The organism is Salinicola peritrichatus, from assembly GCF_003206715.1.
Taxonomy (GTDB): Bacteria; Pseudomonadota; Gammaproteobacteria; order Pseudomonadales; family Halomonadaceae; genus Salinicola; species Salinicola peritrichatus.
Map to the genome: position 1 here is coordinate 53,778 of NZ_PZJU01000019.1, position 22,259 is coordinate 76,036.

The following is a 22,259-nucleotide window of genomic DNA, read 5'->3' on the forward strand; positions in this document are numbered from 1 at the left end:
CCCATGCCTGCCGACGTTCACGAGCGCGAATCGTCCAACCGGACAAAGGCGACGCCCAGGAGGCGTCGTCGCCCCCTGCTCAGCATCACCACACGCATCGATTCGCGACGGTATCTGGCCATCTCGACCGTCGCCTTCGTGCTGTTCGTGATGTTGTGGTGGGGTATTACTGCTGCCGAGATCGTCAAGCCGATGTTCCTACCCAGCCCCGAACGAGTTTGGCAGCGACTGAGCGCATTGGCCGCGGGCGGGCAGCTCTGGGATGACCTGGGAATCAGTCTGTTCCGGATCAGCTTCAGCTTCTTCCTGGCCTGCGCGATGGCGATTCCACTGGGTATGCTGATCGGCTCCTTCCGCGTGCTCGATGCGGCCTTCGAACCGATGATCGACTTCATCCGCTACATGCCGGTGGTCGCGTTCGTGCCGCTCACGATTCTGTGGGTGGGGACCAACGAGCCGCAGAAGTATCTGATCATCTGGCTGGGCACCTTCTTCCAGCTCACGCTGATGGTTCAGGACTGTGTCAAGCGTGTACCGCGGGACTTCATCGATGTCGGGCGCACGCTGGAGATGCGTGAGTGGACGATTCTGCAGCGAATCGTGCTGCCGAGTTCGGCGCCGGCGATCTGGGATGCGATGCGCATTTGCTTGGGCTGGGCCTGGTCCTGGCTGGTGCTGGCCGAACTGGTGGCCGCTTCGGCGGGTATGGGCTACCGCATCACGGTGGCACAGCGCTACTTCCAGACCGACACCATCATCGGCTATGTCCTGGTGCTGGGATTGCTTGGGCTGGCCTCGGATCAGCTTATGAAACTACTGGGTAAAACCATGTTTCGATACCAGGAGCGCACCTGATGACTTCTTCAGAACTGACGCTGCGCGGCGTGGGTAAATCCTTCGGGCGTGGCAATCGGCGCAACCGTGTCCTTGATGGAATCGATTTGACGCTGGCGGATAATGAATTCGTTTCGTTGGTAGGGGCTTCGGGGTGTGGCAAGAGTACCTTGCTGTCACTGGTATCGGGCCTCCAGGACTATGACGAGGGCACGATCGAAGTCGGAGGTTCGCTGGTCGAGGGGCCCGGGCGTGATCGCGGCGTGGTGTTTCAGCACTACACCTTGATGCCTTGGCTCAACGCCCGGCAGAACATTGAATTTGCGCTCAAGGCGGCTGGCTACTCCCGCGCCGACAGCACGCGAATCGCCAACGAACATCTGGCTTTGGTTGGGCTGTCGGAGAGTGCCGAGGCCTACCCGTCTCAACTATCCGGTGGTATGAAACAGCGCGTGGCAATCGCCAGGGCGCTTTCCTACAAGCCACGCATGCTACTGATGGATGAGCCGTTCGGGGCGCTCGATGCGCTGACACGTCGCGATATGCAGGAGCTCTTGATTGATGTCTGGCAACATCACCGCTTGACGGTGCTGTTCGTGACCCACGATGTCGAGGAAGCGGTTTTTCTGTCCGACCGTGTGGTGGTGATGGGTCGCTACCCAGGCTGCATTCGAGAGGAGGTAAACATCGATCTGCCTCGGCCGCGTAAGCCCGAGGTGACCGGCTCGCCGGAGTTCGCCGAGTTGCACTGGCGAGTTATGTCCAGCATCAAGCAAGAGGCGGCACTCGCAAGCTAGTTCAAACGATTCCTGCAAGGCTCGTCTGGAAGATGTCGAGTATGCCAATGTCAACTGACGGTCCCAGGGCGAGGATGTTATGACTCAAGCGCTTTCATCCAATGGTTTTCTGAACCATGAAACTGTCCGCTGTGAGCCTCTGGCTCCCGGCCCACTCGATGGCCTGCGTTTCGCCGCCAAGGATGTGATCGACGTGGCGGGGCATGTGACCGGACTGGGCAATCCCACCTGGCGGGCCACGCACGCGCCTGCTACCGAGCACGCCAGTTGCGTATCACGCATGCTCAACAGTGGCGCTAGGTTCGTCGGCAAGACACACACCGACGAACTCGCCTACAGCCTGGCGGGGCAGAATGCCCACTATGGTACGCCGCCCAACCCGGCTGCGGCGGGCCGCATTCCCGGCGGCTCCTCGAGTGGGTCGGCGTCGGTCGTGGCGGCCGGTCTGGTGGACTTTGCCCTAGGCACGGATACCGGCGGTTCGATACGGATTCCCGCGAGCTACTGTGGGCTTTACGGCCTGAGACCCACGCATGGGGTGATCGACATGCAGGGTGTGGCTCACCTTGCGCCCAGTTTCGACACCCTCGGTTGGTTTGCGCGGGATGCAGCCACACTGCTGGCAGTGGGGCGTAGGCTGCTACCGCCAGCGAGTACAAAACCTCCGATGACGCTGCGAACGCTATCCGAGGCGATGGCAACTGCTGACCTCGCGCTGAGTGAGCAGGTCACTGACTGGCACTCCGCGCTGGTCGATAAAGCTCCTGCACTGCAAATGGGCGGGGCGTTCGATATCGGTGACTTGGCGCCGCTGGCCGAAGCGTTTCGTGTTTGTCAGGCCGCCGAGGCATGGGCGGTGTTCGGTGACTGGATTCTGGAGCACTCACCGGAATTTGGCCCCGGCGTGCGGGAGCGCTTCGAGGCCGCACGCGGGGTGAGCGATAGCGAACGCGAATCCGCCGCGACGCAGTTCGCGGCGTTGCGTCAGCAGCTCCGCGACGGTTTAGGGACGGACACGCTGCTGTGCCTGCCAACGGCGCCTGCCTCCGCCCCGGCGCTGGACGCTTCGCCCGCGCAGGTCGATCAGGTGCGGCGCCGAACGCTCAAGATGACCGCCGTGGCGGGTATTGGTGGCCTGCCGCAGATCACGATACCGGCGCTTTCGTTGGACGGGCCAGTCGGTGTGTCGTTGATCGGCCCTCCGGGTGGCGATCTCTACCTGTTGGAGTTGGCGGCTTCGCTGGCCATGAGAGGAGAAGGAGCCCCATGAACGATACGATACCGCTTGAAATCGGTCTACCGGAGATCGTCGCTGAAGTCACTCGCGCGTTCGAGCGCTACGAGCGTGCGTTGACGGGCAATGACGTTGCCGTGCTGGACGAGCTCTTTTGGGAAGATCCGCGGACGGTTCGCTACGGCGCAGGTGAAAATCTCTACGGCTACGCAGCGATTGCCGAGTTCCGGCGACGGCGCTCGCCAGCCGGGCTGGAGCGCACGCTTCACAATACCGTTATCATCACCTATGACGCGACATAGCAACCGCCTGGACGGAATTTACCCGCCCCAGTAGCGACAGTGTCGGGCGCCAGAGCCAGGTGTGGGGGCGTCGGCCCGAGGGGTGGCGCATCGTTGCCGCTCACGTTTCCCAGATGCGCTAGGCATGCCAAGATCGCCATGTTGAAGGATTAGTGATCGGCAGCAGAAAGCTCATATCTCGTAACTTGAAGCATCCTGAGTGCCGGAAGATCGTTAATCTTGGGGCGGCGATTCACGCCCAGTTTCGTTACTTAAAAGCCCCGTGCAATTTCTGAACGGTACGGGGCTTGTCATTTCACTCAAACGCCCTTCGGGGCGTTTTTTTGGCCGTCAGCCAGGGTGGCGAGTGCCTTGAATCGACGGTGAGGTGGCATCCTTGCCGGTGTTCCTAGGGTCGTATCGTCCCTTGCGCGCATCATGGAGCCAATGCCACGTAATAGATAGAGCCCTTGAAAGAAATAACTCGGGGCTTCGATGATCCTCTGTAGGCGAGATCGCCGACCGCCCGCAAAAGCCCCGCTGGTGCAATTAACATTTTCCGTCGCGAGTGCGAGTGGCCTTCGGCACGGTGGATCCGATCATGATCATTCCGGTTCCCGCGCGAGGCTCCATCCATGACTTACCCGAAGAAAGCCCGGCTGTTCCCCTTAGCATTCCTCTTTGCGTTGATGGCTGGCTGTGCCCAGCAGCAAACGCAGCCACCCTCCGAGAGTGAACGCATCGCTGCGCAATACCCTGATGCCGACAAGGTGACGATCGATATCACCAAACCGACAGCCCGGCCAGGTTCATCCTCCCAAGTCGTCGCGACCGGGATGGATCAACCAACCCACGATGTCGAGCCGGATGTCTACCGTGACCGGCGTCGGGATCGCCAATCTCGCATCGAGGTGCTGCGTGGTGGGCGGTACTCCCTGGTTTCCGCCAAGGCCACGCTACAACAGCGCGAACTGCTGGAGCAGGTTGTCGATATCTCGATTCCCGCGTCACTCAATCCCTCCGTCGAAGACGGTATTCGATACACGCTGCAGCACACGGGATTCGGGCTTTGCCGACCGCAGGGCGAACCTCAGCAATTGCTCTACAGCCGTCCGCTACCGGCTGCTCATTTCGACCTGGGACCGATGCCGCTACGTGAGGCGTTACAGGTGCTGGGCGGCCCGGCATTCGAGGTGCAGGCCGATCCGATCGCGCGGATGGTGTGCTACCAGGTTCGCGACCAGCGTTTGGTCAAGGAGTGAACCATGACGGACAAGATCATTCCTGACATGCCCGAAGACATGGAATCAACGGCCAAGGAACACGGTTTTACATCGGTCGTCGAGCGCCAGAAGCGCTTCAGTCTAATGCGCGTGGCGATCTTCATCGTCGTGTTACTGGTAGTCCTGGTGGGTGTGTTTCTGTGGGTGAAAGGGCGCGAACAGAGCGCTGGGCCGACACTCAAATCCGTGGTGCTGGAGCAACAACAGACCATCGTTCAGCTTCGGGATTCGGTTAACTCGCTGCAACAGGCGAGGGACACCCAGGCACAGTCGCAGCAAGACCTTGCTGGGGGACTGTCTGCCGTTCGAGATGCGCTGGCCCAGCAGGCGGATCGTTTGGCGAATACGGCGTCGAAGGATTTGTCGGGGGAGCTGGAAGCGCTCTCGCAACGCGTAGACGAGCTCTCCGCGTCGGTCGATACCCGTTTCGAGGCCGCCCTCGAAAAGCAACAGGAGCTAGAAAAGGGGATGGAAGCCGTGCGTAAGCTACGCGCAACGTCACAGCCTCGCCAATCGGCGTCAACGACGACGCGCCAGCGTCGTCCCGCACCACCATCTCCCTCGTTCTCCATTGCCGGAAGTGAGTTGCGCGGCGGACGGCACTATCTGGCGATTTCATCGGGGCCGGCCACCCGTCTCCGCGATCTGCGGTTGCTTGGCGTCGGCGAGAGCCTGGGGGCCTGGCGTCTGGCGTCGATCGATGGTCACTCGGCTGCCTTCTCCATCAATGGCCAGACGGTCGTCATGCCCGTTCCATAAGGAAATTTCCATGACAATGTTTCCGGTGGGACGAAAAAAGGGGCTAGGCGCGATGGTCTTACTGTTCGCTATCACCGCCCCGGTTTGGGCGCAGCAAGGGCAGGACAGCCAGTCGACACGGATCGATCAGACACAGGTTGAACAAAGCGCTCAACGCCCGGCTCAAGCCTGGGGGCTCGATCAGCAGGAGTATGAGCGCTATCAGGCCATTATGCAGGGGCCTCGCGGCACCTGGTCGCCTGACCTGGATCCTCTAACGGCTCTGGGGTTGGAAGCGCAGAGTGATGCCGAGCGACAAAAGTATGCCGAGATGTTGGTCGAAGCCGAGCGTAAACGCGTCGAGGCCGAGCTTGCCTTCCAGCGTGCCTACGATGACGCCTGGCGTCGACTCTATCCGGATGACATGCCGGTGCATTCGTTCACGACCAAGGGAGGCGCCGATGCATCGCAGTCGGTATTTGGAGCTAGCAGCAGAGACGCTTCACAGCGCTTGAATGTGGTCGTGGCGTCTCAGGGATGTGAGCAGTGCGAGTCCACGGTCAGGCGGCTGATCAGCCTAGGTGCAGCGATGGACATCTGGGTGGTCGACTCGAATGGGAATGATAGCCGGATCCGCACCTGGGCCGCCAAGGTGGGCATTCCTCCCGAGCAGGTTCGGGCAGGCGGTATCACACTGAATCACGGTGGCTCGTTGGATATCGACCCCTCAGAGCTACCGCGCGTCGCGCCGAGGGGCTGAATTATGCGGCGCTGGTCGGAGGTGATTAAGGTCCTGATTATTGGCGCGTTCGTGGCGATGACTCTAATCCATTCGATACAGTCTTATGCCGCCGAGCCGGACATCCCATCGGCCTACGTCGTGGCTGCAGAGGATAATGGCATTCCCCCCGAAGTCCTTTATGCCGTGGCCAGTGCCGAATCCAAAACCCGGTTGGATGCGGGTGTGCGACCCTGGCCCTGGACGTTGAACGTCGCTGGAAAATCGATGCGTTTCGGTGATCGCCAGTCCGCGTGCGAGGCGCTGCTTGATGCGCTTGAGACGACGCAGATCGTTGATGTCGGCATTGCTCAGCTCAACTTTCGCTGGCAGCCCCAGTTGTTCGGCCAGGGGCGTCGCTTTTCCGATCCCTGCGAGGGGTTGAACCCCTACGCGAATCTGGATGAAGCGGCGCGGCTGCTGCGTCAGTACCACGACGAGGCCGGTGACTGGCTGGTTGCAGCCGGTCGCTATCACCGCCCGGCGGGAGGCAAACCCGCCGCTCGCTATCGCGCCATCGTCAGCCGAGAGCTCGCGGCGCTGGGGGCGGCCCCCTCCCTGCAAACACCCTCGGCGGCCGTTCTGGCTGCACGGTCGCCCTCATCCTCGGCTCGCGAGTCTGGTGGCTTTACGCCGCCGTCCAAGGTCGTTGCAGCACGTCGCGCACTGGCCCCCGGCGCTCTCACCTGGGTGACACCGCAACCCCTGGCTGCCGATGACAGTGCCGTCACCTGGGTGACGCCTACAAAGCGTCAGTGGATGGCCGAAGTCGCGAGTCGTTGATCTTTACAGGAGTGAAACCATGGCTGCCTGGAGTATGACGCATCGTATCTGTCTCACGCTGGCCTTGATGGCCTGTTTGCCAGTGGCTTACGCCCAATCGCCAGCGCAGCGTCCTCCAGGTCTCCCGGACCTGGAAGTGGTGGCCGATCATGGCGGTGAGTCGACACGCCGCTATTTCGCGCCGATCGCCGGTGCCGGTGTCTCGGGATCGGAGGGCTACTCGCCGCAAATTGGCGTGACCCAACGCCGTACACAGCCATTCAGCGAAGCGGACATGTTGCCCGTGGTCAGTGAACGGCTTTCGACCGGAACCGTCGCCAGGCGTGAGCTGCAACTGCCCGGTGGCTTTACTCCGATCTTCCTGATCGGTGACGACGATCTGTCTCGGCAGTGGCTCGCCCAGCGTGGCGACATCCTGCGCGAGATGAATGCGGTAGGGCTGGTCGTGCAGGTATCCGATGAGTCATCCCTGCAGGCGCTTCGCGCCGAGGCTGCGGGCCTGGAGCTGCGTCCTGTGTCTGGCGATGGTCTCGCCGAGAGGTTGGGACTACAGCATTACCCGGTGCTGATCAGTGCCAACGGCATCGAGCAATAAGCGGAGGGACATGATGACATCACCATTGCCCGACAAGGATTCGATGATGGCGTCAGTGGCTCGGTGCTTTCGACGCTACAAGCGCAGTGCCACGCGGCGAGAGAAAGCGGTCGAGCTGATGTGGTTGCACGTAACGAAGCTGATGGCGACCTGGCTGGCCGAGGCCAACGTGACTCGACTGATCCGGCGAGAAACTACCGGCCGAGGAGAGGTCGATCACATTCTCCTGGGGCTATGGAAGATCCGGCACACGACGTCGGGGGAGACACGCACCTATCGGCTCGATCTGGCGAGTGGGCGCTGGCGACGTGACCGATGTCTGGATCGCTGGCCAGAGCTGAAACTGTTGCCTGTTACAGCAGAAGGGGTGCTGGCTTTCACTTGGGAAAGTCTGATTGGAGACGCTTTCGATGAAGTCTTCCGTCAAGCGTCGAAGGCACTCAGGTTGCCGACATTCGAGTACGGCTACCTCAATGGGGAGCTGGTCCGACGTTGGGAGCGACGCGATCTGTCGAAGGTCTGTTTGATACTCGCCAACGATCAGTCGTTGGAGCAGCAAATACGGACGGATGTCCGTTACCCCATGGAAGTCGATGCCTGCGAAAGCTGTGATCGGTGGTGGGATGAGCAGGGCGCTTTCGATGTAGAAGGTCTCGAGGTTGAGCCAAGAGGGCCCGAGCACTGCCATGAGTGCGCGGAGAACGAGAGCACGGTGATGAAACGGCTGGCCACGGTAAATGCGCAGTTTGGTGACATTCGGGCCTTGAACCTGGGGGAGGGGCGCTCCTATGCCCAGCTCAAGACCCTGGGCGGCTATCGCGTCAAGGCGTTGACGACCGGCCTGTGGCGAGAAGCCCTCGATCGGCGATCGATCTCTCTGACGTCACGCATCGTGGGCACGCGCGCGTGTCTCTACCTGACGTCAGTATTGCGGGTTCAGGCCAATCTCGATGCGGTGGAGCGCATTGCCACCGAAAGACCGCAGTGGTTGCCGGCACTGTCCAGGATCCATCCCCGTCAATGGGATCGACCCGACTTGTTCTCGCGCAAGCTCTGGGTCCGTCGAGGAGAATCTGAGGTCCCCATCGATCGGCGAGCGTTTGGGTCCGATCGGATGCTTTGCAGTCTGGGAAGTCCCAGTAGCTTTCGTTTCCTCAACGATTCCTCCCAGGTTGGCGTAGCCATGATTCTACTGGGTTGGGCGAAGCTGTCGGAGCATTTCGGCAGCGCCCGTGGCCACATCGATGAATGGATCACCTTCCTGCAGGCGCTTGCGCCGTCTGCCGACCGTCGCCCCGCGGCCCGAATGCTGGCCATCAGGGCGGGATTGATATTGATGCAGTACTGCCTTGCACGATGTGACGCGTCGCTCGCACTCGACAAGCTGAAACAGCCAGCGGTCATGCGCCTGGGGCGCGCCTGGGTCGCCGAGCGAATGACTGTCTGGCAGGACCAGGGGTATCGCGAGTTGATGCGCTCCAAGTCGAGGGGCGAGGCCAGCCTCCAGCAGGCCAGCGATTGGTGCCTGTCCCAGAACTGGCGCTACCCGGACCACAACATGCACTGGACTGCCATTGAGCGGCATTCCCATACCTGGCATGAGCAGGTGCAGGCGGAAGCTCGCAGACGGCGGGAGGAGCAGCAGCGACTGGATCAGGGAAGGGAGGCGCTGCCAAAAGACCTCGCCTGGGCGTCACCCGTCGACACCATTCAGACGGATCGTTTCGTGGCGACGCCACTGACCGATAGCGAAGCCCTGCGTGTCGAGGGGGATGTGATGCACCACTGTGTCAGCGTCTATGACGAGTCCTGCCACTATGGTCGATATCTGGTCTTCTCGATCGTACCCACTGCCGCCGGCGCGGAAAAAGGAGATCGCGCCACGCTGGGGGTTCATCTCGGGGCGGGAGGTTTCCAGCTCAATCAGCTCTACAGCTATTGCAACCAACCCGTCTCCAGGGATGTGCGAGCGTTCGCCGATCATGTCCTGGCGGCACTCAATCAGTCTCTGAGGGAGAAGGCCGCATGAGCCGTAATCACCCCCTGGAATCCCTGCTGCGACCTGCCGTCGAGCTCTATACCTTTTGGGTCTGTCTTGGTTGTGCAGCACTGTCTCTGTGGGCGCCCTGGTCGCTGGCGTTGGCTCCCAGTGTAGGCATCATCACCGCCGCCGGATTTCTGACCTTCGGGCTCTGGCGTTTTCGCCAGGCGTGGATCGTGCTGCGCTATCGCCGCAACATGCGCCGGCTGCCACGCTTCGCGCTCTCCAGCCGGCAGGTGCCGGTCAGCAAGCGTCATCTCTGGCTGGGGAAGGGGTTTCAGTGGCAGGCGCGGCATACGCAGCGTGTTCATGAAGCGCGCCAGCCTGCCGCCGAGTCCTACGTCACACCCAGCCCAATCTATGACACGGTGCGGCGCTGGGAGCATCGGCTTCAACGCCACCGCCTCGGTGAGGCGATCGCGAAAGTGACCGCCCTGGATACGCCGCTCAATCCGGTGCGGCCGCTGCCCCCGGTGGGCGGAAGCCCGATTCTGCACGCGGTGGAGTGGAAGGAGCGTGATGCCTGGTTGCCGTTGGGGGAGCGGGTCGGCCACACGCTGGTCGAGGGCACCACGCGCGTGGGCAAAACCCGCCTGGCCGAGATCCTGATTACCCAGGACATTCGCCGGGGCGACGTTACCATCTGCTTCGATCCCAAGGGCGATGCCGACCTGATGATGCGCATGTATACCGAAGCGCAGAAAGCAGGCCGGGGAGACGAATTCTATATCTTCCATCTGGGCTGGCCGGACATCTCTTGCCGCTACAACGCGGTGGGGCGCTTCTCCCGGTTGTCCGAAGTTTCGACTCGCGTGACCGGTCAGCTCTCCGGCGAGGGTAATAGTGCGGCGTTCCGGCAGTTCGCCTGGCGCTTCGTCAATATCGTGGCGCGAGCACGCCACGCTCTCGGCGAGCGCCCGACCTACAACCAGATTCTGTCCGATGTGGTGAACATCGATGCGCTGTTGATGCAGTACGTCCAGGTGACACTGGAGCCACAGATGCCTGGGGCGAATCAGCAAATCACCGAGATCGAGGGCAAGCTCAATGACCGCAACATGCCTCGCAACATGGTGGGGCGTCACAAGCGGGTGGTGGCGATCGTGCAGTATCTGCAACTCCCCGAGGTGATCGAGAACCTGACCGACCCGGTGCTGGACGGATTGCTGTCGGCCGTGCGCTATGACAAGACCTACTTCGACAAGATCGTCGCCTCGCTGTTGCCACTGCTCGAGAAGCTGACCAGCGGCAAGATCGCCGAGCTGCTGAGCCCCGATTACACCGATATCGAGGACGAGCGACCGATCATCGATTGGCAGCAGATCATTCGCAAGAAGGGCATCGTCTACGTCGGGCTCGATGCGCTGTCGGATTTCGAGGTGGCCCAGGCAGTGGGTAACTCGATGTTCGCCGACATCGTGTCGGTGGCGGGCCATATCTACAAGTTCGGGACCGAAGATGGGTTGCCGGGGAGCGGTGGTCAAAAAGCGCCGATCAATCTGCATTGCGATGAGTTCAACGAGCTCATGGGCGATGAGTTCATTCCCCTCATCAACAAGGGCGGCGGTGCCGGTATTCAGGTCACGGCCTACACCCAGACGCTCTCCGATATCGAGGCGCGGATCGGCAACGCCGCCAAGGCGGGTCAGGTAGTAGGTAACTTCAACAACGTCATCATGCTCAGAGTTCGAGAGGAGAAAACGGCGCGCTTGCTGACCGATCAACTGTCCAAGGTCAACGTCAGCACGCGGCTGATGGTCTCCATGGCCAGCGACAATGCCGATGTAAACAGTGACCAGGATTTCTCCAGCTCGGCGGGCGATCGTATCGGTACCGAGTCCGTCGAGATGATTGTGCCCAACGATGTGATCAACCTGCCCAAGGGTCAGGCATTTGCGCTCCTCGAGGGCGGGCAGTTGTGGAAGCTGCGCATGCCTCTACCGAAGCATGACAAGGCCGAGGATCTACCCAAGGATGTCGCGGACATCGCCGCTCGTATGCGCAACCAGTACAGCACCGGCGAGCAGTGGTGGGAGCCGTTGCGGCCCGCGCCGATCGACTTCGAGTTCGTCCCCCCCGAGCCGGTTCGAGCCGCATAGGAGCGTTGATCGATGGCAAAGGCCGAAGCACCTGCGCAACGCGCCGAGCAAAAGCGAACCGGATTGGTCGGCACCCTGATCAAGTTGCCGTTCACCCTGCTGTGGATTCTGCTCCTCTCGATTCTGACCTCGATCGCGATCGAGTGGATGGGGATCTACTTCGACTGGTTCAGTCAAGCGGGTTCCGAGCATGCCCGCTTGACCATGCTTTCCGAGCTGGGCTATCTCGATAGTCAGTTCACGCAATCGCTCCTGGTGTCGTCACCGGTCCAGTTCGCGCAAACCTTCGTCGACACCAGCTATCAATGGATGTTCGTCAAGACCGGCATCGCCGGCTGGGTCGAATACGGAGCAGGTGAAGTGGGGTGGACTGGGACGCTCAAGACCTACCTGCAGGCGGCAATGTTCGTCACGTTGATGACCATGACGCGCTGTGTGATTCTTATCCTGACATCGCCACTATTCATCCTGGCGGCCGTGGTGGGGTTTACGGACGGTCTGGTGACACGCGATCTCCGCCGTTTTGGAGCAGGACGAGAATCCGCGTTCATCTACCACCATGCCAAACGAATGGTGACACCGATTTTTCTGACCGGCTGGCTCATCTATCTGTCCCTGCCGTTCTCGATTCACCCCAATCTGTTCCTGCTGCCCTGTGCCTTGCTGTTTGGTCTGATGATTGCGATCGCTACATCGAGCTTCAAGAAGTATCTGTAGCCAGTGGCATGGCGCGATATCGACTTCCCCGCTAGACCCCGCATTTGCGGGGTCTTTTTGGGTCTGGTTTAGTGAGAGGTGGGTGCTGCATTCGCGGCACCTCTCAAACCGTCACCTGATACGTTCCCGCTGGCTTTGCCGGCGGGTTTTTTCATTCGGCTCTCTGAGAATACCCACCCGATCGGCTTAACGTTTCCTGCTGATCCCTTCGGCTTTCCTCTCGACACTGGATCCATGTCGTCAACATCTTCGACGGGATCCCAACATGACGCTGCATTCGCAACTTCGACGTTCCTCCCGAGGCCTGGCTGTCGCCACCGGGCTCCTGGTCGGGCTGGGCGGGCTGTCTCTGGTCTACGCCAATGACATTGATGAGATTCAGCGTCGAGACCTGGCACTGATCCAGACCCAGATCGAGCAGATCAAGGTTGTCGTCGACCGGATCGATGCTCGTCAGGTAAAAGCGGATCCCGCCTCCACTCGCCTTTATTTCAACATCCCTCGGCTTCGTTCGGACCTGGATGCCATCTCCCATGGCATCGATGGCTACCTCGCGCCGGATCGTTTGCTACCGCGCGAGGTTCAGCCACTCGATGGCGACTACCTCGATGACCGGGGCCACTGATGGAAGCCTTCGAGGCCGGGTCGGGGATGGAAGCCGCCCCTCTCAATTGGATGTTGGCGGGGTTGGGCTGTGTCGCAGTGCTGCTCTGCGTGTCCTGGATCCTGATATCGGCCTATCGCGGTTACGCGCGGGGCCGCGTCGATGGCGACATCTTCGGCGTCGTTTGGTGGCGAGCACTGCTGCTGCTCGTGCTGTTTCTGTGGCTGTTCCTCTGACGAGGGCGGTCTGGAAAGCCCCAGTCGGGGCGCCCCTCGGGGCATCGCAAGTCGTAACGGGCAAACACACTCTCAGTGAGGACATTCAAGATGCAACGTCGATCGACACTCATGAAACCGATTCAGTGGATCCGCCATGGCGCTCGCCGGCTGGCCGTGGCAGCCAGCGTGGCCACCACCCTGCCGAGCCTGGCCTGGGCACAGGGGCTACCGGAGCTGGAAGAACCGACCCAGGGCGGCGGGGGGATTCGCTCCACCGCCCAGGGCTATCTCTATGACTTCGCCATCCTGGGCGGATTGATCGTGGCCACGGTCGCGTTCCTGTTCGTGGCGATTTCCGCCATTGCGGCGTTCCGCGAAGCCCAGGCGCGTGGCGAGTGGAGCAAGTTCGGTATCACCTTCTGCGCCGGTGTCATCCTCATCCTCGCCGTGATCTGGCTGGGGACCGAGGCTGGCCCGATTCTGTCGCAGTAACGGGGTGGAGGGGTCATGGCGAGCATCGATTTTCTCCCGAAGCGGATCAACGATCCCCCTGTAGTCTTCCGAGGCATGACGATGCGTGAAGTCATGCTGATGGCGGGGACGGGTTTCCTGGTCTTTCTGATATTGGGAGTTCCGGTCGCGATTCTCTTTGGGATGCCCGCCCTGGCTCCCTCCATTGCGGTATTGGGGATGGCCTGTGCGCTGGGGGCCGGCGGCACGATCATGCGCCGTCTGCGGCGCGGCAGGCCCGCTTCCCTGTTGTATCGACAGATTTCCTGGAAGTTGGCCTCTAGGGGTATCTCGCTGGGGAGTGAACGCTTGATCACCCAGTCCAGCGTTTATCGCATCGGTCGTGAACGGCGGCCACAAGGAGGGCTTCGATGAGTCGTCATCGTAACGCGCAATCGGCGCGAGATGCGCATATCGCGACGCTGCGCGCAGTGATTGCGGTCCTGGTCATCGCCTGCGGTGGCATGTGGTACGGCTGGCAGGCCGCGCCCAAGGATCTCACGATCAACATCCCACCGGACCTGCGAACGGGGTCGACGCAGAAGTGGTGGGAAAAACCGCCGTCGTCCGTTTATGCCTTCACCACGTATGTCTGGCAGCAGATCAACCGCTGGCCGTCCGATGGCCAGAAGGACTACAAGCGCAACCTCTATGCGTACCAGCCCTTCCTGACCTCCTCTTGCCAGGCTGAGCTGGCCGAAGACTACACCTTCCGTAATCAGCGCCATGAACTCGAAGGGCGCGAACGCAGTGTATTCGAGATTCCGGGGCGAGGGTTCAGCAACGAACCCACGGGGCCGGGATCCGTTGAGATCGTGTCCCGCGACGAGTGGATCGTCAACCTCGATCTTGCCGTCAAGGAGACCTATTCGGGTACCTCGATTCGGGATGTCTACATGCGCTTCCCGCTGCGTGTGGTGCGTGCCGACGATGACCCGCAGCACAACAAGTGGGGGCTCAAGATCGACTGTCTGGCCAGGCCAACCGAGCGCCTGGAAATCCCGGACCAGGAGGGGAATACATGACTCGCATGACAGCAAGGCCCTGGCAGGGCGGGCTCTGTGCCGCGCTCCTGGCTGCCGCGACACAAGTCCAGGCCGTTGAGATTTTGCACTGGGATCGGCGGCCGCTGCCGATCGATCTTCCGGTTGGGCAGGAACGAGTGATCGTCCTGGACCGCAATGTCCGTGTCGGACTGCCCACCGAGATTGCGGATCCCGAGGTGCTTCGCGTGCAGAGCGCCGGTGGGGCGATCTATCTCAAGGCCGACAAGGCATTCGATACCCAGCGCGTCCGTATTCAGGACGTCGAGACCAACGAGGTGGTGTTGTTCGATCTCACAGCCAAGACGTCAGGGGCGAGCGATGAAGAGATTCAGGTGGTTATCCCGAAACAAGGGGAGGGCGGTGCCGGCACGCAGGATCGCTCGGCTGGTGGGGCTGGAAGCGCGCAAGCGGACGAAGAGACTTCCCCGTCGTCGGGAACGCCGATCCCCGTCATTCTGACACGCTATGCCGCACAGTCGCTCTACGCCCCGTCCAGGACGATAGAAACGGTGCCGGGCGTCAACCGGGTTGCCATGAAGCTCCCGGACAGCATGCCGACGCTGCTGCCCTCGCTGCCGGTGACGGCGACGCCACTGGCTGCCTGGAAACTCGATGGCTGGACGGTGACGGCCGTGCGTCTGACCAACCGGGATCCTGCCAGAACCTTTGAACTGGATCCCCGTTGGCTCCAGGGCGATCTCTATAGTGCCGCCTTCATGCATTCGACCCTGGGACGTCGTGGCAGTCTGAAAGATACCACCACCGTGTTCATCGTCACCGACGGCCAAACGCTAGCGAAGGCGGTGCCTCTCTCGCAGGGCGAAGGTGCCGCGCTGTCGGCATCGTTCGAGGACGGCGTGCGTCTGGGAGGTGATTCATGACGCTCAAAGGTAACAAGCTCTTGCTGGTTGGAGTTCCCGTCCTGCTGGTCATGGTGGGATTGGTATTGCTCAGAAGCTGCAGTAGCAGCACGAATGAAACCCAGTCCACGCCTCAGTCGTCATCCGATCCAACGCGGCAACTCTCTCAGGAGGAGCTCGATGCCCTAGGCATCAGCGGTGACTCCCCACGCGACACCGTGGCCACCCTGGTGGGCAAGATGAATGCCTGGGAAGCACAGCGCGAGCGTGATGAAGCGCAGCGCCAGAAGTTGCTGGAGGAGAACTCGCGCCTGGCTGACAAGGCAACCAACGTCGACAGTGCGGTACAGGCAGCGATCCGTGAGGAGCGTCGGCGGGCACGGGAGGAGCGCGAGCGCAGCGAGCAATCCCTGGTGTCGCGCTTCGAGCAGCGCATTAATCGGCTGCTTCCCGAGTCCGAGAATGATGCCGCAGACGATGATCTGCCGATTGGGCTGGGCCTGGAAGGCGGTGGGGGGCCAACGGGCTCCTACCGTGGCGGCGGCAATCTTGCCTGGGTCGAGCCGATGGACAAGCGTCAGGAAGAAGGCCGCTATGGCCAACGCCAGGACGGCCCGGCCTTTCCGACCTCCTTCCAGGCTGCGTCGGATGCCGTGGGCGGCGCTGCCACGCGCACGGCCAACGCCGTCGAGTCGCGCGTGACCGGCGAACCCGATGCGTCGACCGTGGATCCGGTCTACACCATCCCGGAAAACTCGACCCTGATGGGCTCGCTCTCCATGACGGCGTTGCTGGGACGTGTGCCGGTCGATGGCACGGTCAACGATCCCTATCCCTTCAAGGTGGTTATCGGCAAGGACAACCTGACGGCCAACGGAATCGAACTGCCGGAAGTCCAGGCTGCCGTGGTCAGTGGCACCGCCACGGGCGACTGGACCCTATCCTGCGTGCGCGGAAACATTCGCTCGATGACGTTCGTGTTCGAGGACGGCACGATCCGCACCGTCCCGACCCCGGATGATGTCAATCAGAACACCAGCGATAGCAATCGCAACAGCAATCAGACCATTGGGGGCGGTGACTCCATTGGCTGGATCAGCGATCAGTACGGCATCCCCTGCATCAGCGGCATGCGCCGTTCCAACGCCCAGCAATACCTGGGCACGCAGAGTCTTTTGACGGCGGCCGGTGCCGGCGCAGCCTCACTGCTATCCGATGACGATTCTGGCTCCGTCACCTCGATCGGCGCCGATGGCACGATTTCCCAAGCGGTATCGGGATCCCAGGCCGTCGATCAAATCCTGACGCAGGGCGTCAACGACATGAGCGATTGGGTCAACAAGCTCTACGGCGAAGCCTTTGCCGCCGTCTATGTGCCGCCGGGTCAGGACGTGGCCATTCACATCAACAAGCAGTTGCCAATCGATTACGAAACCGAGGGGAGGAAGGTGCGCTATGACACGTCAATCGCGACCCAGCATGCGCTCGATTAAGATCGGGGCATCCCTGGCCCTTGGCCTGGTACTGCTCTCGGGCTGTGCGACCTCCAAGGACGAGCTGCTGCCGCATGGCAATGTCTCCATGCAGCAGTTGTGGGAACAGGGTTCCTCGAGCGGCGGTAGCGCGATCGGAAGCGCCGGCAAGCAGTCCGTGGCCGAAGCGCGTGGACAACTCCGTCGCCCGATCGGCGATCGCCAGATGATCGACGAGCGTACCCACTACACCCGTGACGCGGCCAACGAGATCCACAGTCAGTTCTCGCGCCTGCCCAATCCCGACCTGGTGATGTTCATCTATCCGCACCTGGCCGGGGACGAGCAAGTGCCCATTCCGGGCTACTCCACGCTCTTTCCGCTTTACAGCCAGCCGCAGTATGCGATGCCGGGTGAAGGCGCACGTCCGCCGGGGAGGACGCGCTGATGTCGGCATTCGATGCATTCATGAACAACCTGTTTCCGCCCAAGGCCAAGGGCAAGACGGGGGCAACCGGCCAGGCAACGGCCAACGACGATGGCCAGCGGCATGAGGCCGTCAACGAGCGCACGTTGTTGACGGACGAGACGGGACGCCCGCTGTCGCTGCCTCGCGGCAAAGCCCCCACCATGGCGGATATCCGGGAGTCCTATCGGCGCGCGCCGTCGTTCGCCAGCCGCTTGCCCTGGGTGGAGTACCTGCCTGAGAGCGGCTGTTTCCTGCTCGAAGACGGACAATCCCTGGGCATCGTGGCGGAGGTGACGCCCGCGCCCTCGGAGGGGCGCTCCGCCGCCGCGCTGGAAGCGATTCGCGACCAGATCGAGTCCGCCCTCCAGGACAGTCTGCCGGAGGTGGATGAGAATCAGTGGGTCGTCCAGCTCTACGTCAAGGACGACACCGATCCGCGCGAGGATCTCGAGCGAATTCGTGAATCCATCCCCGCTGCACTCAGGGAGACCGAGTACACCCAAGCCTGGCTGGCCAGTATGGAGGCGCACTTCAAGGCCATCTCCAAACCGGGGGGGATGTTCGTGGATGACGTGATCACCCAGACGCCCTGGCGAGGACAGACCCGGCGAACGCGCCTGGTGATCTATCGCTGGGCGGGCAGTGGCAAATCCAAGCTGGGAGAGCGTCGCAGTCGTCTCTCGCCCGAAGCCTTGATCAATCATGTCTACGGCAAGCTCGAAGCCAAACTCGCCAGCACCGGGCTACCGGTGCGCCGCTACGATGGCCGCGACTTCCATCGCTGGATGATGCCGCGCTTCAATCCGTGCCCCAAATTTTCCCCGCAGGATCCGCAGCGCTTCTACGACATCTTCGACTATCCAGGCGATGACGAGAAGCTGTGGTCCTACGACCTGTCCGAGGGCATGCTGGCGAGCTCCCCACGGGCCGATGCCGAGTCGGGGCTCTGGTTCTTCGATGATCAACCGCAGTGCGTGATTCCGGTCGAAGAGATCCGCAAGGTGCCGAAAGTGGGGCACCTGACGGCGGAAATCGCACGCGGTCGCAATGCCATTCGCAACGCCACCTTCGATGTGCTCCCGCTGGGTGTCGAAGCCTGTCTGACGATCGTCGCCATTCCCCAGGAACCGCTGGAGAGCCATATCGACCTGCTCTACAAGAAGGCGGTCGGGGACAGCGTGCTGGCCGAGAACGTGCGGGAAGATTGCCAGCAGGCGCGTAAGTTTCTGGGCAAGGACCACAAGATGTATCAGTCCGCCCTGGCGTTCTTTGTCAGTGGCCGCGATGAAGCGGAGCTAGACCAGCGGGTCATGGATCTGACGACGCAGTTGAGTACCGCAGACCTCAAACCGGTCGAGCCGGAAAATGAAGTCGCTGGCCTCAATACGTATCTGCGCTGGCTGCCGATGAACTTCGATCCCGAGATCGATCGCAAGAATCGCTGGTATACCCGCTTCAACTTCGTGCAGCACCTGGCCAACCTCGCTCCGCTCTATGGCCGTGACCGGGGCACGGGGCACCCTGGCATCAGCTTCTTCAACCGGGGCGGCGAGACGTTGACCTTCGACCCGCTCAACAAGCTCGACCGCGCCCAGAATGCCCACATGTTCGTGTTCGGGCCAACCGGGGCGGGTAAGTCCGCAACGCTCAACTCGATCATCGCCCAGGTCACGGCCATGCGCCGTCCGCGCTGGTTCATCGTCGAGAAGGGCAACAGCTTCGGCCTGCTGGGCGATTATCTCGAGCGCATGGGCCTTTCGGTCAACAAGGTCAAACTCGCGCCGGGCTCCCAAACCCGCTTGCCGCCATTTGCCGACGCACACCGATTGCTGGATCCCGACGTCCTGGCCAAGCGGGCCGCGCGCGATCGCCAGGACTACGGTGAGTTCGATGAGCCTGCCCAGACCCCGGCTGACCTGCTCGAAGCGCTCGGGCCGATGGGGGGCGATGAGGACGAGGATGTGGAGCGCGATCTTCTCGGCGAGATGGAGATGATGGCGCGACTGATGATCACCGGTGGCGACCCCAAGGAGGAAGCCGACTATCGGCGGGCCGACAACCGCATGGTTCGTGATGCGGTGATGATCGCGGCAGAGAAGGCTCACGAAGCGGGGCGGCAGTGCCTGACCGAGGATGTGCGAGCCGCATTCCGGGAGATTGCGCAGGACGAGTCACTGCCCAAGGAGCGTAGTCATCGCGCCTTCATGATGGGCGAGGGCCTGGGCATGTTTTGTGACGGCTTCGATGGCCAAGTGTTCAATCAGCCGGGCGAAGCCTGGCCGGAGTGCGATGTGACGATCATCGACCTGGCGCACTACGCCAACCCCGGCTATGAAGCGCAGTTGGCCCTCTCGGTGATGTCGATCACCAACATGATCACCACCATGGCCGAGCGCGATCAGTACAGTGGCCGCCCGATCGTTCAGGTGATCGATGAGTGCCACTTGTTGACCGCCAATCCGCTGCTCGCACCGTTTCTGGTAGGCGTGGCCAAAATGGGTCGAAAACTCAACCACTGGCTGTGGCTGGCAACCCAGAACGTCAAGGACTTCCCGGATGTGTCGGCCAAGATGCTCAACATGCTGGAGTGGTGGCTATTGCTCAACATGCCACCGAATGAGATCGAGGAAGTGCGCCGCTTCAAGACCCTGACCGAGGATCAGCGGCTGATGGTCGAATCGGCTACCAAAGCCTCGGGGAAGTACACCGAGGGCGTAGTGCTGGGTGGCCGACTCCAGTCGCTGTTCAGAGTCGTGCCGCCGAGCCTTTATCTGTCCCTGGCGGGCACGGAGCCGGAAGAGAAGGCCGAACGGGCCGAGATCATGCGGGAGTTCAACTGTAGCGAGTTGGATGCCGCGATCAAGGTCGCCGAGAAGCTCGATCGCCTACGCGGTCTCGATGCCGCTTGAAGGGGAGGGATGATGATGGCTGTCAGCCCCGCTTTGCCTCCTCCCTCCTGCCGGCGTGCGACCCAGGCCGCTACCAGGACGTTGCTACGCTATCCGCTGCTGGTCACGGTGGCGTTGGGACTGACGCTGCTCTACAGCGTGATGATCGACGTCAACCGGGATGTGATGTGGTGGGCGTTTCCCCCCTTCGCGTTCTATCTCCAGATGTGGGCCACCGCCCTGACCCGGCTGGGCCGGGGGCCGTCGCGCCGAGCGGGGGATGACATTCTCGGGTTGGGGCAGATGTTGCTGCTCTGGGCTGCCTGGGGGGCGTTGCTGATCCTGATTATTGCGATCATCGTGGGCATCATTGCCCTGATCGATCCCTCTGGCCTGGCGGGCGTCGGTGAGCCCCCCATGCCGTATCAACCCCGCATCGAATCGGACCTGGCACCGATCCTGATCGATGAACCTGCACCATGGCATGAAGCGCATTGCCTGATGCTACTGGCCATGGCGCTAGCGCTTGTGGCCTGCCGCTGGTCACTGTTGGCGGGATACCTGGTGTTGACGTCGCGGCAGTCACTGTCCGGTGTGATCAAGCGCTGCTGGCTGGGTAGTCAGGCGACCGTGAGCGGGATCCTGCCGGCCATGGCCGTGGCGATTCCCATCGCGGTGTTGGCGATGCTGTCGCTGGCTTCACCGTCCCTCTCGATACTGTCATTGGCGGCGTCACCGTTGTTGGCCTTTTTTGCCGCCTTTGCCTTTGCCTTGGGGGATGCGCTCTACTCCGACCCGGAGATAACGGAGAGAGCGCCATGATTACCGAATTTGTCATCCTGAGTGTGCTGATTGTCCTGCTCATCGCCAGCGGCCTGTGGCTGCTACAGCGTCAGATTCGCGGCAAGATCAAGCTGCCCTATCGACGCCGCGACACCCTCAATACGCCCATGGAGCAGGCGTTCTATCGTGCCGTCTCGCGTGCGCTGGGTGACGATTACTATCTCGCCTGCAAGGTGCGTGTCGCGGATCTGCTGGAGGTGGCGTTTCGCCAGCGCCATGCGCGGGATCAACGCTGGTGGCGTCATTTCCGGCTGATCAGTTCGAAGCATGTCGATCTGGTGGTGTGCGAGCCGGCCGGCGGGCGCATTCTTCTGGCGATCGAGCTCGACGATCGCAGTCATCAGCGCGGCGATCGCAAGCGCCGCGACCGTTTCATAGACCGGGCTTTTTCATCGGCGAAGCTGCCCCTCCTGCGTGTTCCGGCGCAGGGCCGTTTCGATGTCGACGACATTCGGCGGCAGCTATCGCCCTATCTCACGACCCCGGAAGAAGGATCGGGCTTATGTCAGAAATCTCTCTCCCCGACGCGGTGAGCGTCGATGCGCGTGAGCGCGTACTCCATCTGCTTCCGGTCCTGCAGGTGGATCCTTTCGACCGCATCGACGTCGAGAACATCTCGTTGAGCGTATCGGTGAGCTGGCGTGACACCCCAATCATGCCGCAGGGGGGCTGGGGCATCCGTCAACCTTATCCGAATCGGCTGTATTTCGTGGGCGGTTCTGCCGACTGTCAGTTGGGACAATTTATCCCGTTACCGGCTGACGCCGATCGGGGCGAGGTGGTCTTTCATTGGACTGTGAGTGGTGAAGTGACACAGATAATGCCTGGGACGTTTCAGATTACCCACTCGCTCGATCTGACGTTCTGTGAGGGTGTCGGTATGACCTACTCCATGGACGTGGCCAACTGGTGGGCGCTGAGTGAGTTTGCCGAGGGCGGTTCGTCACCGGAGATTGGCCGCAACCGCGTGTCTCGTTTGAAGGCGGCTGGTGTTTCACCGTCTCGTCAAGCCACGGTAGAGAGCAAATCTCGTGATGGCGAGTGGCACTTGGATATTCGGGAGTCGTTGTCTTTGCCAGCCATCACTTTGGGTGAGTGTTGGACCATCGAAACCTATGGCGGTGAGGCTGCCAGGGACTACTTGGAGGCGTTGCGATGAAACCGTTAAT

At 61.6% G+C, this 22,259-nt stretch carries 23 protein-coding genes and 1 pseudogene; all 24 read left to right on the forward strand.

What is annotated here, in order from left to right; translation table 11 throughout:
• Positions 1-3 precede the first annotated feature (3 nt).
• The 24 genes and pseudogenes from DOM57_RS08335 (at position 4) to DOM57_RS08450 (ending at position 22,249) form a co-directional block, all read left to right on the forward strand.
• The gene (locus tag DOM57_RS08335) at positions 4-855 is read left to right on the forward strand and encodes an ABC transporter permease (RefSeq protein ID WP_110648838.1); all 852 of its coding nucleotides are present in this window, start codon (positions 4-6) and stop codon (positions 853-855) included.
• Positions 855-1,631: an ABC transporter ATP-binding protein gene (locus DOM57_RS08340; protein ID WP_110648767.1), complete on the forward strand. Its 777-nt coding sequence runs from the start codon at positions 855-857 to the stop codon at positions 1,629-1,631. Before DOM57_RS08335 ends, DOM57_RS08340 begins: the two co-directional genes overlap by 1 nt.
• 79 nt (positions 1,632-1,710) lie before the next feature.
• Positions 1,711-2,901: an amidase gene (locus DOM57_RS08345; protein WP_110648768.1), complete on the forward strand. Its 1,191-nt coding sequence runs from the start codon at positions 1,711-1,713 to the stop codon at positions 2,899-2,901.
• Positions 2,898-3,289 (forward strand): annotated as a pseudogene (gene hpxZ, locus DOM57_RS08350) (oxalurate catabolism protein HpxZ). Before DOM57_RS08345 ends, hpxZ begins: the two are co-directional and overlap by 4 nt.
• Before the next feature lie 492 nt (positions 3,290-3,781).
• Positions 3,782-4,408 carry a PFGI-1 class ICE element type IV pilus protein PilL2 gene (pilL2, locus tag DOM57_RS08355; protein ID WP_110648769.1) on the forward strand — a complete coding sequence of 209 codons (627 nt, stop codon included), beginning with the start codon at positions 3,782-3,784 and terminating at the stop codon, positions 4,406-4,408.
• A 3-nt stretch (positions 4,409-4,411) separates the two neighbouring features.
• A complete protein-coding gene (locus tag DOM57_RS08360; RefSeq protein WP_110648770.1) occupies positions 4,412-5,188 on the forward strand; it encodes a hypothetical protein in 777 nt (258 codons plus the stop codon).
• Between the two features lie 10 nt (positions 5,189-5,198).
• Complete coding sequence (locus tag DOM57_RS08365; RefSeq protein WP_162619492.1) at positions 5,199-5,927, forward strand: TIGR03759 family integrating conjugative element protein; 729 nt, start codon at positions 5,199-5,201, stop codon at positions 5,925-5,927.
• A gap of 3 nt (positions 5,928-5,930) precedes the next feature.
• On the forward strand, positions 5,931-6,728 hold the full coding sequence (locus DOM57_RS08370) for a transglycosylase SLT domain-containing protein (protein ID WP_204352898.1): 798 nt from the start codon (positions 5,931-5,933) through the stop codon (positions 6,726-6,728).
• Positions 6,729-6,747: 19 nt separating this feature from the next.
• Positions 6,748-7,323, forward strand: coding sequence for an integrating conjugative element protein (locus DOM57_RS08375; protein WP_239496154.1), 576 nt, complete (start codon positions 6,748-6,750; stop codon positions 7,321-7,323).
• A gap of 13 nt (positions 7,324-7,336) precedes the next feature.
• Positions 7,337-9,352, forward strand: a complete 2,016-nt coding sequence (locus DOM57_RS08380; protein WP_162619493.1) for a PcfJ domain-containing protein — start codon at positions 7,337-7,339, stop codon at positions 9,350-9,352.
• Entirely contained in the window at positions 9,349-11,463 is a 2,115-nt protein-coding gene (gene traD / locus DOM57_RS08385) for a type IV conjugative transfer system coupling protein TraD (RefSeq protein ID WP_110648773.1), read from the forward strand. Before DOM57_RS08380 ends, traD begins: the two co-directional genes overlap by 4 nt.
• A 12-nt stretch (positions 11,464-11,475) precedes the next feature.
• Entirely contained in the window at positions 11,476-12,180 is a 705-nt protein-coding gene (locus DOM57_RS08390) for a TIGR03747 family integrating conjugative element membrane protein (protein ID WP_110648774.1), read from the forward strand.
• Between the two features lie 265 nt (positions 12,181-12,445).
• Positions 12,446-12,805, forward strand: coding sequence for an integrative conjugative element protein, RAQPRD family (locus DOM57_RS08395; RefSeq protein WP_110648775.1), 360 nt, complete (start codon positions 12,446-12,448; stop codon positions 12,803-12,805).
• Complete coding sequence (locus DOM57_RS08400) at positions 12,805-13,020, forward strand: TIGR03758 family integrating conjugative element protein (protein ID WP_110648776.1); 216 nt, start codon at positions 12,805-12,807, stop codon at positions 13,018-13,020. Before DOM57_RS08395 ends, DOM57_RS08400 begins: the two co-directional genes overlap by 1 nt.
• Positions 13,021-13,110: 90 nt before the next feature.
• On the forward strand, positions 13,111-13,494 hold the full coding sequence (locus DOM57_RS08405) for a TIGR03745 family integrating conjugative element membrane protein (RefSeq protein ID WP_239496155.1): 384 nt from the start codon (positions 13,111-13,113) through the stop codon (positions 13,492-13,494).
• A gap of 15 nt (positions 13,495-13,509) precedes the next feature.
• Positions 13,510-13,887 (forward strand): TIGR03750 family conjugal transfer protein, encoded by a 378-nt coding sequence (locus DOM57_RS08410; protein WP_110648778.1) that lies wholly within the window; start codon positions 13,510-13,512, stop codon positions 13,885-13,887.
• Positions 13,884-14,537, forward strand: a complete 654-nt coding sequence (locus DOM57_RS08415; protein ID WP_110648779.1) for a PFL_4703 family integrating conjugative element protein — start codon at positions 13,884-13,886, stop codon at positions 14,535-14,537. Before DOM57_RS08410 ends, DOM57_RS08415 begins: the two co-directional genes overlap by 4 nt.
• A complete protein-coding gene (locus DOM57_RS08420; protein ID WP_239496156.1) occupies positions 14,534-15,439 on the forward strand; it encodes a TIGR03749 family integrating conjugative element protein in 906 nt (301 codons plus the stop codon). The genes DOM57_RS08415 and DOM57_RS08420 overlap by 4 nt, the downstream gene beginning before the upstream one ends.
• A complete protein-coding gene (locus DOM57_RS08425; protein WP_110648780.1) occupies positions 15,436-16,911 on the forward strand; it encodes a TIGR03752 family integrating conjugative element protein in 1,476 nt (491 codons plus the stop codon). The genes DOM57_RS08420 and DOM57_RS08425 overlap by 4 nt, the downstream gene beginning before the upstream one ends.
• Positions 16,898-17,338 carry a TIGR03751 family conjugal transfer lipoprotein gene (locus DOM57_RS08430; RefSeq protein WP_110648781.1) on the forward strand — a complete coding sequence of 147 codons (441 nt, stop codon included), beginning with the start codon at positions 16,898-16,900 and terminating at the stop codon, positions 17,336-17,338. Before DOM57_RS08425 ends, DOM57_RS08430 begins: the two co-directional genes overlap by 14 nt.
• Positions 17,338-20,268: a conjugative transfer ATPase gene (locus DOM57_RS08435; protein WP_110648782.1), complete on the forward strand. Its 2,931-nt coding sequence runs from the start codon at positions 17,338-17,340 to the stop codon at positions 20,266-20,268. The genes DOM57_RS08430 and DOM57_RS08435 overlap by 1 nt, the downstream gene beginning before the upstream one ends.
• A gap of 15 nt (positions 20,269-20,283) precedes the next feature.
• The gene (locus DOM57_RS08440) at positions 20,284-21,069 is read left to right on the forward strand and encodes a hypothetical protein (RefSeq protein WP_162619494.1); all 786 of its coding nucleotides are present in this window, start codon (positions 20,284-20,286) and stop codon (positions 21,067-21,069) included.
• Positions 21,066-21,623 (forward strand): DUF2726 domain-containing protein, encoded by a 558-nt coding sequence (locus DOM57_RS08445; RefSeq protein WP_110648784.1) that lies wholly within the window; start codon positions 21,066-21,068, stop codon positions 21,621-21,623. Before DOM57_RS08440 ends, DOM57_RS08445 begins: the two co-directional genes overlap by 4 nt.
• Positions 21,593-22,249: a hypothetical protein gene (locus DOM57_RS08450; RefSeq protein ID WP_110648785.1), complete on the forward strand. Its 657-nt coding sequence runs from the start codon at positions 21,593-21,595 to the stop codon at positions 22,247-22,249. Before DOM57_RS08445 ends, DOM57_RS08450 begins: the two co-directional genes overlap by 31 nt.
• Positions 22,250-22,259: the final 10 nt, after the last annotated feature.